This window comes from uncultured Lutibacter sp. (assembly GCF_947495725.1).
In the GTDB taxonomy this organism is placed as follows: domain Bacteria; phylum Bacteroidota; class Bacteroidia; order Flavobacteriales; family Flavobacteriaceae; genus Lutibacter.
Window position 1 is genome coordinate 133,330 of the sequence record NZ_CANLZZ010000004.1, and the last position, 14,364, is coordinate 147,693.

A 14,364-nucleotide genomic window follows, 5' to 3' on the forward strand; every position below is an offset into this window, starting at 1 on the left:
AATATCAAAGATTGTTTCGGTCATATAAATAATAATTTCCTTAAAAATTAGTACTTTGCAGTCCTTATAATATTTAGAATATAAATGAAAGTATGTATTGCTGAAAAACCAAGCGTTGCGCGCGAAATTGCCACTGTTTTAGGAGCAAACACAAAACGTGATGGTTATTTTGAAGGTAATGGTTATGCCGTAACATATACTTTTGGTCATTTATGCACACTATTTGAACCAAACGACTACAAACCACATTGGAAAAGTTGGGATTTAAATAATTTACCAATGTTACCCGAAAAATTTAAGGTGAAGGTTGTGAACAACGATGGCATAAAAAAACAATTTAATATTGTAAAAAGTCTTTTTGATAAAGCAGAAGTTATTATAAACTGTGGTGATGCTGGACAAGAAGGAGAATTAATACAGCGTTGGGTTATTAATGAAGCTGGTTACAAAGGAAAAGTAGAACGTTTGTGGATTTCATCTTTAACAACTGAGGCTATTAAAGAAGGTTTCCAAAACCTCAAACCTGCAGAAAATTATGATAATTTATATTATGCCGGGTTTTCTAGAGCCATTGGAGATTGGCTTTTAGGTATGAATGCTACACGCTTATATACCGTAAAACATGGTGGTTTTAAGCAAGTTTTATCTGTTGGCCGTGTACAAACACCAACTTTAGCAATGGTAGTTAATCGTTTTAAAGAAATAGAAAACTTTAAACCTCAGCCTTATTGGGAACTTCAAACCTTATATAGAGATACTCTTTTTAATTGCGAAGAAGGTAGGTTTTTGAAAAAAGAAGAAGGAGAAGTTTTTGCAAATAAAGTAAAAGAAAGTGATTTTGAAATTGTTTCTATTTCTAAAAAAGCTGGAAAAGAATACGCTCCAAAACTATTTGATTTAACCGGTTTACAAGTATATTGTAATAATAAGTTTGGTTTTTCGGCAGATGAAACTCTAAAAATTGTTCAAAAATTATATGAACAAAAGGTAGTTACTTACCCAAGAGTTGACACTACCTTTTTACCAAATGACATCTACCCAAAAGTACCAGGTATTTTAAAAAACCTTTCAAATTACAATACCTTAATACAACCTTTATTGGGTAAAAAGATAAAAAAATCGAACAAGGTTTTTAACGATAAAAAAGTTACAGATCACCACGCAATTATACCTACAGGTGTTCAAATAAATTTGCAATACAATCAACAGCAAGTGTATGACATAATAACAAAACGCTTTATTGCTGTTTTTTATAACGATTGTAAGGTATCAAATACAGCTGTTATTGGAAAAGCCGATGTTGTTACGTTTAAAACAACGGGAAAAGAAATTATTGAAAAAGGTTGGAGAGTTGTTTTTGAAACAGCAGGAGAAACAAAAAAAGAAACTGGAATTTTACCAACTTTTACAAAAGGTGAAAAAGGTTCCCACATGCCTTCATTTTTAGAAAAACAAACCAAGCCACCAAATAATTTTACTGAAGCAACGCTTTTAAGAGCAATGGAAACTGCTGGTAAACAAGTTGATGATGATGATTTGCGCGAATTAATGAAAGAAAATGGAATTGGTAGACCATCTACAAGAGCTAATATTATTGAAACACTTTTTAGAAGAAAATATATTGAACGTAAAAAGAAATTACTTTTACCAACAACAACAGGCATTCAATTAATTGATACCATTCAAAATGAATTGTTAAAATCGGCAGAACTTACTGGTCGATGGGAAAAACGTTTAAAAGAGATTGAACATGGAGAATTTAATGCTGGGAGCTTCATTAAAAATATGAAAAAGATGGTAGATAATCTAGTTTATGAAGTTCGTTCAGAAACCAAAAGAGCTAATATTTCCGCAGTAATTAGTTCAGCAAAAATTTCAAAAAAGTCTTCAATAAAAAAGAATAAAAGTGGCGGTATTTCAACAGAAAAATGTCCAAAATGTAAAAAAGGAACAATCTTAAAAGGATCAGCCGCATACGGTTGCAGCAACTATAAAAATGGATGCGATTTAAAACTTCCATTCACATTTTTAGATAAAAAAATATCAGAAAACCAATATATTCGTTTACTTCAAAAAAAATGTACCGTTAACTTAAAAGGTTTTAAAACCGAAACTGGTAAAGTTGAAGGACTTATTCGATTTGATACTAATTTCAACCTAAAACTAGAAGAAAAAAAGACAAAAATACCAGATATTATTAAGTGTCCTAAATGTAAAAAAGGAACTGTTTTAAAAGGAAAAACAGCTTACGGTTGTAGCGAATATAAAAACGGTTGCAATTTTGTTTACACTTTTGAAAACATTAAACAAAAAGCTATAGGAAAACAACTAACAAAAGAACTTGTTTTTCAAATTTTAAATGGAAGAGCCTAACACACTTCATTATAACTATCTTATTTATAAACCATTTGGCTATTTAAGTCAGTTTACAAATAACGATGTAAGTAAACATAAAAAAAAATTATTAGGAAAACTCTTTGACTTTCCTAAAAATATCATGGCAATTGGCAGGTTAGATGAAAAAACAGAAGGCTTATTGTTACTAACTACCAATGGCAAAACAAGCCAATTTGTAAGAAGTTCCAAATTCGAAAAAGAATACTATGCACAAGTGGATGGAGATATCTCAACTGATGCTATTATTAAACTTCAAAAAGGTGTTGAAATAGGACTTGAAAAAGGGAAATACATAACCAAACCTTGTAAAGCTTTTAAGGTTGAACCAATTCCAAATTTCCCTGATAGAGGAAAAAAAATTAGAGATGAACGACACGGTCCTACCAGTTGGGTTTCAATAACCCTAACCGAAGGCAAGTTTAGACAAGTTCGAAAAATGACAGCTGCTGTAGGATTTCCAACATTACGATTGCTTAGAGTAAGAATAGGAGATTTTACAATTGGTAAAATGCAACCGGGAGAGGTAATTATGATTAAAGATTTGATAAAAACCTCTAACTAGTAGTGGCTTTTTTCTACGTAATTTACCCTATTCGTTAAGATTCTGTTAAATAGAATTCATTGAAAAACAGTTAAGTTAAAATTACCTAAATTGTAATTTTAAATAACAACTAACTATTTTAAAATGATTACACTTCACATTAATGGTGAAAAGCATGAAATTAATGTTTCATCCGAAATGCCTTTGCTTTGGGCTATTAGAGATATAATTGGTTTAACTGGAACAAAATATGGATGCGGAAAAGGGCTTTGTGGATCGTGTAAGGTTTTGCTGGATAATTCTCCTGTACAATCTTGTATAATACCAGTTTCAGCAGCTGAGGGAAAAGAAATATTGACCATTGAAGGAAAGTCTAAAAATTTACAATTATTACAGCAATCTTGGATTGATTTAAATGTTCCTCAATGTGGATTTTGTCAACCCGGACAATTAATTGCAGCTACTGCACTTTTAGATAAAAATGACAATCCTAATGACACTGAAATTGATGAAGCCATGATAGGAAACATTTGTAGATGTGGAACCTACCAACGTATAAAAAAAGCAATTCATAAAACTGTTGAACTTAAAAAACAAAACTAATTTATGAAAACTATAAAAAATATAAGTCGTAGGAGTTTTGTAAAAAGTATTGGGTTGGCTTCAGGAGGTTTAATTATAGCTTGTAATACTTCAATTTTTTCAGATAAGGATAAAATACCTAAAGATTTAATTGATTTTAATCCTAATTTATTTGTTCAATTAAATTCTGACGGAAGCTTAATTTTAATAGCTTCACGATCAGAAATGGGAAATGGTGTTAGAACTTCCTTGCCTTCTATAATTGCAGATGAAATGGATGCCGATTGGGAAAAAGTAACTGTAAAACAAGCAACAGGTGATAAAAAATATGGAGATCAAAATACAGACGGATCTAGAAGTATAAGATATTTATTTGAACCCATGCGTAAAATGGGTGCCATTGCAAGAACTATGTTAATTTCTGCTGCGGCTCAAAAATGGGACGTTTCAACTTCAGAATGTAGCGCCGAGAATCATTTTATTGTTCATTCTAGTGGTAAAAAAATAGGGTTTGGAGATTTAGTAGAAATTGCCAAAACACTTAAAACACCTGAAGAAGATACTTTAACTTACAAATCTCCCAAAGATTATAAATACATAGGAAAGGATTTAAGCAGTGTTGATGTAAAAGATTATGTTACTGGAAGTGCCATTTATGGATTAGATAAAAGACTTCCAAATATGAAATTTATGGCAGTTCAACGATGTCCGGTAACTTTTGGAACTATAAAATCTTTTGATAAAACTGATGCTTTAAAAATTCCTGGAGTTGAAGCCGTTATAGAATTACCACGAATTGAAAGACCTTTTGGTGCTTTAGGAGGCGTTGGAGTAATTGCAAGTAATACTTGGGCTGCTTTTAAGGGTAAAGAAGCCTTAAAAATAGAATGGGACTTTGGTGAAAATGAAGTTTATAATTCAAAAAAATTTATGAACCAAATTACCAAAAACGTTCATAAAAATGGAAAGGTTTTAAAAGATAAAGGTAACATTAGTAAAGCTTTTAAAAAAGCTTCAAAAATTATTGAAAGTACTTTCCAACTTCCTCATTTAATCCACGCTCCAATGGAAGTTCCGGTTGCTATTGCTTGGGTTCAGGGCGATAGCTGTGAAGTTTGGGCATCAACTCAAACACCTCAAGCTTCAAGAAAAGAAGTTATTGATTATTTAAAAACTTCAGAAGAAAAAGTTACTATAAATGTGACACTTCTAGGTGGCGGATTCGGTAGAAAATCAAAACCAGATTATGTTGTTGAAGCCACAATTGCCTCAAAAGAAATAAATGCTCCAGTACAAGTTGTTTGGACAAGAGAAGATGAAATTAAGCATGGTTACTACCATACAGTAAGTGCTCAGTATTTAAAAGCCTCTCTAAACAACGAAGGAAATGTAACAGGATGGTTGCACCGGTTTGCATTACCATCAATCTCCTCAACTTTTGCTCCCGGAGTAGAATATGCATCAGGAGGAGAAAGCGGAAGCGCTACAAATCTTCCATTTAATATAAAAAATGTAAAAGTTGAAATTGGAAAAGCCAAGGCTCACGTTAGGATTGGGTGGCTTCGCTCTGTAATTAATATTCCTCATGGGTTTTCAATAAATGTATTCGCAGACGAATTAGCATATGCGGCTGGTAAAGACCCTTTAGATTTTCGATTGAACTTAATTGGGGAGGATCGAATAGTAAACCCCAAAGCAAAAAATTTAAAATTAAATTCTGCTAGACTTAAAAATGTATTAAAAGTTGCAGCAAAAAATGCTAAATGGGGAAAAGAACTGCCTGAAGGACATGCATATGGATTGGCTGTTCATTATAGTTTCTTTTCATATGTTGCATCTGTAGTAGAAGTTTCTATGAAAAACAACAAACTTAGAGTTCATAATGTTTACACTGCTATTGATTGTGGAGTTGTGGTTAATAGAAATACTATTAAAGCACAAATGGAAGGTGCAGCAATATTTGGAATGTCATTAGCTTATTATGGAAAAATTACCGTAAAAGATGGAGCCATTGAACAAAGTAATTTCCATGATTATAAAATGATAAGAATGAATGAAACACCAACAGTTCATGTTGAAATTGTTGAGAGTACAGAAAAATCAACTGGAGTTGGGGAACCAGGTGTTCCAGTTATTGCTCCAGCAATTGTAAATGCTATTTATAAATTAACTGGAAAACGATATTATAATTTACCTTTGTCTGACCACGGTATTGTATAAAAAATATGAATAATTGGATTGAAACCCTTCAGAATTTTAAAATAAAAAATCAACCAGTTGCTTTAATAACAATTACTAAAGTACTTGGTTCTGCACCATGTAAAGTTGCGTCTAGAATGATTGTAACTTTAGAAAAAGAAATTTTTGGAACTATTGGTGGAGGAAAATTAGAATTTCAAGTAATTGAAGAGGCTATAAAATCTATTAATGAAAATAATATAAAAGAGTTCTCCTATACTCTTGGTCCAGAATTTGAGCAATGTTGTGGAGGAAAAGTTGAATTAATAATTGAACCTATGAATCAATCTCCAGAATTATACTTGTTTGGTGCTGGCCATATTGGAATAGAACTTTGTGAAATTTTAAAAAACACTCCTTTCAAGATATCATTATTAGATACTAGAAAAAATTGGAGAGAAAATATTTCAATAGACGATTCTATTAAGTTTATTGATACTGAATTTGACCTTTATAAACAAAATATTAATTGGGGACCAAATTGTTATATTGTTATTATGACACACGATCATAAATTAGATTTTGAAATAACAGCATTAGCATTACATTCTAAAACTAAATATATTGGACTTATTGGAAGTAAAACCAAGAAAAATAAGTTTAACAACATGCTTCAACGAGATTTAAATTTTAAAGAAGGAATTTCACCGGTTCATTGTCCGGTAGGTTTGGATTTAGGTGGCACAACTCCAAAAGAAATTGCAATTAGCGTTGCTGCCGAATTATTGAAATTTTATTATGGAAAATAACAATATTTTTATTTTGTTGGCCGGAGGTAAATCTTCTCGTATGGGAAGTAACAAAGGCTTATTAAATTTTAAAGAAAAATATTGGATTTTAGAACAATTAAACAGAATATCTTCGAGTAATATTACTGAAGTTTATATTGGCTTAGGATATAATTTCAATGAGTATTTTAATGCAATTCCTTGGTTAAAAAAAGCACAACATCAATTTGTTAACTACAATAATTTATTAGTAAAAGCTACGATTAACAAACAACCCGAGTTAGGTTCCTTTTCTACCCTACAATCAGTTTTAAGAAAGGTTTCGTCTAACTCTTACGTTATCATTTGCCCAATAGATATTCCTATTTTAAATTCTTTTGAACTAAATAAAATAATTTCAAAAAATAATGAAATAGTTTATCCGAACTTTAACGGAAAAAATGGACATCCTATTAAAATATCACCAACTATTTGGACCGATTTTTTAAAATTAAACCCAAGAAATTTATACACTCGATTAGATTTTCAACTAAAAAAAATAAACCCTAACAAAATTTCAACGGTTGAAGTTTTTGATAGGGCTATTATTTATAATCTAAATAAAAAAACCGATTGGAATTCTTATTTAGATAGTATGAAATAAATTTATTTTTCGAATAAACCTTTTGTGAATTTTTCTGGATTTGCAGCTAAATGATAGCGCGGATCATCTATTGCTTCAATAATAACACCTCTAAACTTAGGGCTCGATTTATATAAAAGCACTTTACATTCTTCACTTAAGTGTTTTAAGTGAATTTCCTTCCCTGCCGTTTCGTATTTTTCCACTAAATTAAAAATTGCTTCAACCGCTGAATGATCTGAAACGCGAGATTCAACGAAATCAATTTCAACTTTATCTGGATCATTTTTAACATCAAACTTTTCTAAAAAAGCAGTTATTGAACCAAAAAATAGAGGACCCCAAATTTCATAAATTTTAGTTCCATCTTCTTTCATTCTTTTTCTAGCTCTAATTCGAGTTGCATTTTCCCAAGAAAATACTAAAGCACTAAATATAACACCAGCAATTACTGCTATTGCTAAATCAAACAATACTGTTAATCCCGAAACCAATATTAAAACAAAAAGATCTGCTTTAGGAATTTTGTTTATAATTCTAAAACTACTCCAAGCAAATGTTCCTATAACTACCATAAACATCACTCCTACTAAAGCTGCAATCGGCACTTGTTCTATATAAGTTGAACCAAATAAAATAAACAATAACAACATTACGGCTGCAACAATTCCAGATAATCGACCTCTTCCGCCACCTTTAATATTAATTATGGATTGGCCAATCATAGCACAACCTCCCATACCTCCAAATAACCCTGTAAGTATATTGGCACCTCCTTGCGCTAAACATTCTCTATTTCCATTACCTCGAGTTTCGGTTAAATCGTCAACTAAGTTTAATGTCATTAACGACTCTATTAAACCAATTGCTGCAAGAATTAATGAATATGGTAAAATAAATTTAATAGATTCCCAAGTAAACGGAACTTTTGAAAAAGTTTCTAAAGTTAAAGTAGGTAAACCACCTTTTAAACCTTCTCCGCCTCCATCTTTAATAAACGATCCAACAGTAGCAACATCAAAATTCAAGAAAATAGCTAAAAAACTTACAACTAATATGGCAATTAAAGCTTCTGGTAGTTTTTTTGCTTGCTTAATTTTTGGTAAACCCCACATTATTAACATAGTTAAAGCAACCAAACCAATCATTAGGTATAATTGATTTCCTTGCAACCAAGTTTTTTCTCCATTGATTGTTTTTTTAAACATTCCTAGTTGAGACAGAAATATAACAATTGCTAAACCGTTTACAAATCCCATCATTACAGGGTGCGGAATTAATCTAACAAATTTTCCAAGTTTTAAAACTCCAGCAAGCATTTGAAAAATTCCCATTAAAATTACAGTTGCAAATAAATAATACAAACCTAAATTTTCTTCTGGCGCTCCCATTGCATTTCCTTCTGAAACCAAACTTACCATTACAACAGCTAAAGCACCTGTTGCTCCAGAAATCATACCTGGTCTACCACCAAAAATGGAGGTTATTAAACCAACCATAAATGCAGCATACAAACCAACAAGTGGATCCACTCCTGCCACAAAAGCAAAAGCTACTGCTTCTGGAACCAAAGCCAAAGCTACTGTTATTCCAGAAAATATATCATCTCTAACATTTGATACTCTTTTTCTAATAAATTCAGTCATAAGTAGTTATTTTTCAAAAGCTGCAAATATAACGCTTTTTACTAGTTGATTGAAATTTAACTGAATGAGTTACGAAAACGTTACAAATAACGAAATAAAAGATTTGTTGAATAGAAATTTACTTATTAAAACAATAGTTTAATGTTACCATAAGTATTATTTAAAGCTTCTTCAATTTCATTTTCTTTTTTAAAAACTACTCTTTTAATTCCTTCTTCTTCTTGAGGAATTAATGTACCATTAAACTCCGTTTTCATTAAAAACCAATGACTAATTTTTAATATTGTTTTCCCTTTTCTTTGAAATATATGGTAGGTGGTTTTTAATTTTTCTTCAATTGTTAACTCTGAAACCCCACATTCTTCTTCAACTTCTCTAATGGCACATTGACTGATGCTTTCTCCCTTTTCCAATTTTCCTTTAGGTAAATCCCATCTATCAAATCGGTATATAAACAAGGTTTCATTTTTTGGATTTAACACCTTTCCTCCTGCAGCTTTTTGAATTTTGAAATTGCTCTTAAACTCCCTCCAACAGGTTTTTAAATCCTTGCAAATAAGGCATACACCGTTGTTTTTTAAAACAAATAATTCATTTACTAATTCAATAATATCAACATTTTCAAAATTTTTTACTCTTAATTTTGTTGATATATTATTGTTTTCAGTAAAAATAATAGGATTGTCATTAATAAAAACTTTATACATTTGCATTATGATTATGAACAAAGATACAGCAAAAAAAACTGCCGAACTTTTATTACAAATAAAAGCAATTAAGTTACAACCTAATGAGCCCTTTACCTGGGCTTCCGGTTGGAAATCGCCAATTTATTGCGATAACAGAACTACGCTTTCTTTTCCAAAAATAAGAAATTATTTGAGAGAAAACTTAGCTGACATTATTGAAAAAGAATATGGTAAGCCTGATGTAATTGCAGGAGTAGCAACTGGTGCTATTGCCATTGGTGTTTTGGTAGCACAACATTTAAACGTTCCTTTTATTTATGTTCGACCTGAACCAAAATCGCATGGTAGAAAAAATCAAGTAGAAGGCTTATTAGAAAAAAACAAAAATGTTGTTGTTATTGAAGATTTAATTAGCACTGGAAAAAGTAGTTTAAATGCGGTTAAAGCTTTAAAGGAAGAAGGTGCTATTGTAAAGGGAATGGTTGCAATATTTAACTACGGCTTCAAAATTGCGGATGAAAATTTTGATAAAGCAGGTGTTAATTTAACAACATTAAGTGATTATAACCACTTGTTAGAACAATGTTTAGACTCTAGCTATATCACTGAAAAACAATTATCTACTCTTAAAGAATGGAGAGAGAATCCAGATAAATGGAATCAATAATTTTATTATGAATTTAGAAACTAAAAAATCAGTTATTAATAAATCTCAAAAAGAACTTTTTGAATTTTTATTAGACCTTAATAATTTTGAGCAATTAATGCCAGAAAATACCGATAAATTTGAAGTTGATGGTGAATCTTTTATTTTCAGTTTAAAAGGAATGCCTGAAATTAGATTGGTAATAAAAGAGAAGAACGAATTTGATAGCATTGTTTTAGGAGCGGCAAGTAGTAAATTAAATTTTTCATTAAATGCCTTAATTAATGAAGTAACCGAAAACACATGTGATTTGCAATTACTTTTTGAAGGTGATTTTAACCCAATGATGGCAATGATGGTAAAAAGTCCTCTTCAAAAATTTATTAATACGTTAACCGAAAACGCAAGTAACCTATAAATAATTACAACTTATCTATTCGCAAATTTGATTTCTTTAAGATTAAATTTGCGAGTTTTTTCATCAGGCAATTCTACTACTAATCTTCCCGATTGAGTTACATCAATTATTTTCCCTAAAAAAACATTACCCAAATTATCTTCAAACATTGCTGGTTTATTTAATTTATATAAATAACTTAAATACAAACTTTTAAGCTTTGTAAAGTCTTTGTTTTTAATAAACTCAACAAAATATTTAATGGATTCTACAATTTTGGTAAGTAGCAAATCCAAATCATAATTTTTACCGCAATTTAATTTTAACGATGAAACATTTATTAACTCTTTTGGGAATATTTCTTGATTAACGTTTAGTCCAATACCAACTATAGAATGTTTAATATGTGAGCCTCCAATTATGTTTTCAATCAAGACTCCGGCTACTTTGTCTTTTACTGCCAATATGTCGTTTGGCCATTTTATATGAAAAGTTGTCTTGCAATCTGTTTTTAACACATCAAATATACCTAGTGCAACTGCCATACTTAGGTAAAACTGTTTGTTTATTTCGAAACTATCAATATTTACCAACAAGCTAAATGTCAGGTTTTTACCCTCTCCAGAAACCCAACTTGTTCCCATTTGACCTCTACCTTCTGTTTGATTAGGTGTTACTATTACAGTATAGTTTTGAAGCAGACTTTTTGATACTAACTTTTTAAGGTATAAGTTGGTAGAATCAATGGCATTAATTTTGATAATATTCATATGAGTTTTAAAATAGTTAACAAAGTTACTCAATTCATAATTTATGATAAAAAAACAATAACTTTGTACCCAAATAAAAAAGTTAATGACAAAAAAACATGTAAGTGCTGACGAATTAATTGCTGTAATTATAAAAGCGATAGATGAAATTAAAGGAGTTGATGTACAAATATTAGATTTAAGAGAAATTGAAAATACAGTTTGTGATTATTTTATAATCGCAACAGGAACCTCAAATACACACGTAAATGCCATTTCAGGTATTATCCAAAAACAAGTTGGAAAATTAAGCCAAGAAAAACCTTGGCACGTTGAAGGAGAAGACAATTCTGAATGGGTTTTAATCGATTATGTAAATGTTGTTGTTCATGTTTTCCAAAAACATATTCGTGAATTTTACGATATCGAAAGCCTTTGGGGAGATGCAAAAATTACTTTAATACCTTCTTCAAATTAAAAAATATTTCAACTTATTGAAACAATAAATAAATGAGCCAAGAAAAGAAAAACACACCAAATAATAAAAACATTAAAGCTCCAAAATTCAATTTTTATTGGATTTATGGGATTCTTTTAGTGTTGTTTATTGGCTATCAAATTTTAAATAGTGAAAGTCTTTCCACTAAAAATTTAAGTCAAAATGAATTTAAAACAATCTTAACTGACAATGATATCGACAAAATTATTATTGTTAATAGAGATATTGCTAATATTTATATAAAAAATGAGGCCTTAGAAAAAGAAACTCATAAGAAAAATAAAGGTTCTTTATATTCGGCCAACGCACCAATGTATTATTATGATTTTGGTGATCTTCAAAATTTTGAAAAAGAATTAAGTGAACAAAAGGAACTTAACAGTTTAGATTTTGACACAGCTAATGTTGAAAAAACCAACTTATTAGACCAATTATTTGTATATCTTCCATTTATCTTTTTAATAGGATTATGGATTTACTTTATGAGAAGAATGTCTGGAGGAGGCTCTGGCGGTGGAGGTCAAATTTTTAGCATTGGAAAATCTAAAGCCAAATTATTTGATGAAAATCAAAAAGTTAAAACATCTTTTAAAGATGTAGCCGGCTTAGAGGGCGCAAAAGAAGAGGTACAAGAAATAGTTGATTTCTTAAAAAGTCCTGATAAATACACTTCACTTGGTGGAAAAATTCCTAAAGGAGCTCTATTAGTTGGTCCTCCTGGAACTGGAAAAACATTATTAGCAAAGGCTGTTGCAGGTGAAGCAGGTGTACCATTTTTCTCATTATCAGGATCTGATTTTGTTGAAATGTTTGTAGGTGTTGGAGCATCTCGTGTTAGAGACTTATTTAAACAAGCACAACAAAAATCACCTTCAATAATATTTATCGATGAAATTGATGCTATTGGACGTGCACGTGGAAAAAATAATATGACAGGTGGAAATGATGAACGTGAGAACACTTTGAATCAATTATTAACTGAAATGGATGGTTTTGGAACCGACACCAATGTAATTGTTCTTGCGGCAACAAACAGAGCAGATGTTTTAGACAAAGCTTTAATGAGAGCTGGACGATTTGACAGACAAATATATGTTGATTTGCCAGATATTAAAGAACGTGCTGAAATTTTCAAAGTTCATATTAAACCTTTAAAATTGCATAAGGATGTTGATATAGATTTTCTATCGCAACAAACTCCAGGATTCTCTGGTGCAGACATTGCTAATTTATGTAATGAAGCAGCTCTAATTGCCGCTCGCCAAAGTAAAAAAGCTGTTCATCATCAAGATTTCTTAGATGCTGTTGACAGAATTGTTGGTGGTCTTGAAAAGAAAAACAAAATTATTTCCCCAAAAGAAAAGAAAACTATAGCGTTTCATGAAGCTGGACATGCAACTGCCAGTTGGATGCTTGAACACGCTGCTCCCTTAGTAAAAGTTACCATTGTTCCTAGAGGACAATCATTAGGTGCTGCTTGGTATTTGCCTGAGGAAAGACAAATTGTACAATCCGAACAAATGTTAGACGAAATGTGCGCAACATTAGCAGGAAGAGCTGCAGAAAAAATAATGTTTAATAAAATTTCAACTGGTGCATTAAACGATCTTGAAAAGGTTACTAGACAGGCAAGAGCTATGGTTACCATTTATGGATTGAACGATAAAATTGGAAATATTACATATTACGATTCATCGGGCCAAGGAGATTATAATTTTACAAAACCTTATAGTGAGCAAACTGCAGAAACAATTGATAAAGAAATTTCTGAAATTATTGAAACTCAATATCAAAGAGCGATAAAAATCTTAACTGAAAACAAAGATAAGCTTATAACGCTGGCAGAAGTATTACTAGAAAAAGAAGTAATATTTAAAAATAATTTAGAAGTAATATTTGGAAAAAGACCTTTTGAAACAGAAGCTGAATTGGCTGATAAAAAAGAAGACACCCGTGAAGAAACTCCTAGTATAGAAAATTCGTTAAAAACAGAGGATTAAATTAATAAATTTTCCTAATTTTGAATTTATTCAAATAAAAAATGAGTTTATTCAAAAAATTATTTAAAACTTCTAAGCCAAAAGTTTCAGAAGAGCATTTAAATGAAAATAAGAACTTACCTTTAGATCAAATTTTTGTAAAAAATTTCATCAAAAATAAAGGTAAGTTTTTGTATTGCACATCTTTAGAAGATGTGATTATAAATTTAACAAATATTATAGGCGAAAATTCTTGGGAGACTATTATCTGTAATGATAATGATTTACTAAAATTAATAAAACCAATGAATCTAAAAGTAGAGAATTCGTTTTCTCAAAACGCTCCTATTTTTTTAGGTTGTGAACATTTAATTGCCGAAAATGGGAGTATTTTATTTTCATCAAATCAAATAAAAGAACATAAAATTTGTGATTTGTCAGAAAATTTTATTGTTTATGCCACCACAAGTCAGCTAGTAAAATCAAAAGGCGAAAGCTTAACAGGAATTAAAACCCGATACCAAGGCAATATTCCAAGTAATATAAGTGCTATAAAAAGTTTTGACCTCAACTCAAATGATGATACTTTTATGAGTTATGGCAATACAAATACGAAAAACTTATATTTACTGCTTTTCGAAGATTTATAAT

At 30.5% G+C, this 14,364-nt stretch carries 14 protein-coding genes; 11 read left to right on the forward strand and 3 right to left on the reverse strand.

What is annotated here, in order from left to right; all coding sequences use genetic code 11:
• The first annotated feature begins 84 nt into the window (after nt 1–84).
• The 6 genes from Q0776_RS10165 to Q0776_RS10190 all read left to right on the forward strand — a co-directional run bounded on the left by Q0776_RS10165 (nt 85) and on the right by Q0776_RS10190 (nt 7,129).
• Nucleotides 85–2,373: a type IA DNA topoisomerase gene (locus tag Q0776_RS10165; RefSeq protein WP_298367745.1), complete on the forward strand. Its 2,289-nt coding sequence runs from the start codon at nt 85–87 to the stop codon at nt 2,371–2,373.
• On the forward strand, nt 2,360–2,959 hold the full coding sequence (locus Q0776_RS10170) for a pseudouridine synthase (protein ID WP_298367747.1): 600 nt from the start codon (nt 2,360–2,362) through the stop codon (nt 2,957–2,959). Before Q0776_RS10165 ends, Q0776_RS10170 begins: the two co-directional genes overlap by 14 nt.
• Before the next feature lie 123 nt (nt 2,960–3,082).
• Nucleotides 3,083–3,541, forward strand: a complete 459-nt coding sequence (locus Q0776_RS10175) for a (2Fe-2S)-binding protein (RefSeq protein ID WP_298367749.1) — start codon at nt 3,083–3,085, stop codon at nt 3,539–3,541.
• A gap of 3 nt (nt 3,542–3,544) precedes the next feature.
• Complete coding sequence (locus Q0776_RS10180) at nt 3,545–5,740, forward strand: molybdopterin cofactor-binding domain-containing protein (RefSeq protein WP_298367751.1); 2,196 nt, start codon at nt 3,545–3,547, stop codon at nt 5,738–5,740.
• Between the two features lie 5 nt (nt 5,741–5,745).
• Complete coding sequence (xdhC, locus tag Q0776_RS10185; RefSeq protein ID WP_298367753.1) at nt 5,746–6,507, forward strand: xanthine dehydrogenase accessory protein XdhC; 762 nt, start codon at nt 5,746–5,748, stop codon at nt 6,505–6,507.
• On the forward strand, nt 6,497–7,129 hold the full coding sequence (locus Q0776_RS10190) for an NTP transferase domain-containing protein (protein WP_298367755.1): 633 nt from the start codon (nt 6,497–6,499) through the stop codon (nt 7,127–7,129). The genes xdhC and Q0776_RS10190 overlap by 11 nt, the downstream gene beginning before the upstream one ends.
• Nucleotides 7,130–7,131: 2 nt before the next feature.
• Here the strand turns inward: Q0776_RS10190 and Q0776_RS10195 are convergent, their stop codons facing one another.
• Nucleotides 7,132–8,754 carry a SulP family inorganic anion transporter gene (locus Q0776_RS10195; protein ID WP_298367757.1) on the reverse strand — a complete coding sequence of 541 codons (1,623 nt, stop codon included), beginning with the start codon at nt 8,752–8,754 and terminating at the stop codon, nt 7,132–7,134.
• A gap of 125 nt (nt 8,755–8,879) precedes the next feature.
• Nucleotides 8,880–9,461 (reverse strand): NUDIX domain-containing protein, encoded by a 582-nt coding sequence (locus Q0776_RS10200; protein ID WP_298367759.1) that lies wholly within the window; start codon nt 9,459–9,461, stop codon nt 8,880–8,882.
• Between the two features lie 7 nt (nt 9,462–9,468).
• On the opposite strand from Q0776_RS10200, the gene pyrE reads away from it, so the two are divergent.
• A complete protein-coding gene (pyrE, locus tag Q0776_RS10205) occupies nt 9,469–10,110 on the forward strand; it encodes an orotate phosphoribosyltransferase (protein WP_298367761.1) in 642 nt (213 codons plus the stop codon).
• 7 nt (nt 10,111–10,117) lie between these two features.
• Nucleotides 10,118–10,507: an SRPBCC family protein gene (locus Q0776_RS10210; RefSeq protein WP_298367763.1), complete on the forward strand. Its 390-nt coding sequence runs from the start codon at nt 10,118–10,120 to the stop codon at nt 10,505–10,507.
• A gap of 11 nt (nt 10,508–10,518) precedes the next feature.
• On the opposite strand, the gene Q0776_RS10215 is transcribed toward Q0776_RS10210, so the two are convergent.
• A complete protein-coding gene (locus Q0776_RS10215; protein ID WP_298367765.1) occupies nt 10,519–11,256 on the reverse strand; it encodes a biotin--[acetyl-CoA-carboxylase] ligase in 738 nt (245 codons plus the stop codon).
• A gap of 85 nt (nt 11,257–11,341) precedes the next feature.
• Between Q0776_RS10215 and rsfS the strand changes: the two genes are divergently transcribed.
• The 3 genes from rsfS to Q0776_RS10230 are packed head-to-tail and all read left to right on the forward strand — an operon-like array spanning nt 11,342 to nt 14,363.
• Nucleotides 11,342–11,713 carry a ribosome silencing factor gene (gene rsfS, locus Q0776_RS10220; protein ID WP_298367767.1) on the forward strand — a complete coding sequence of 124 codons (372 nt, stop codon included), beginning with the start codon at nt 11,342–11,344 and terminating at the stop codon, nt 11,711–11,713.
• Between the two features lie 32 nt (nt 11,714–11,745).
• A complete protein-coding gene (gene ftsH, locus Q0776_RS10225; protein WP_298367769.1) occupies nt 11,746–13,734 on the forward strand; it encodes an ATP-dependent zinc metalloprotease FtsH in 1,989 nt (662 codons plus the stop codon).
• 41 nt (nt 13,735–13,775) lie between these two features.
• Nucleotides 13,776–14,363: a hypothetical protein gene (locus Q0776_RS10230; RefSeq protein ID WP_298367770.1), complete on the forward strand. Its 588-nt coding sequence runs from the start codon at nt 13,776–13,778 to the stop codon at nt 14,361–14,363.
• Nucleotide 14,364: the final 1 nt, after the last annotated feature.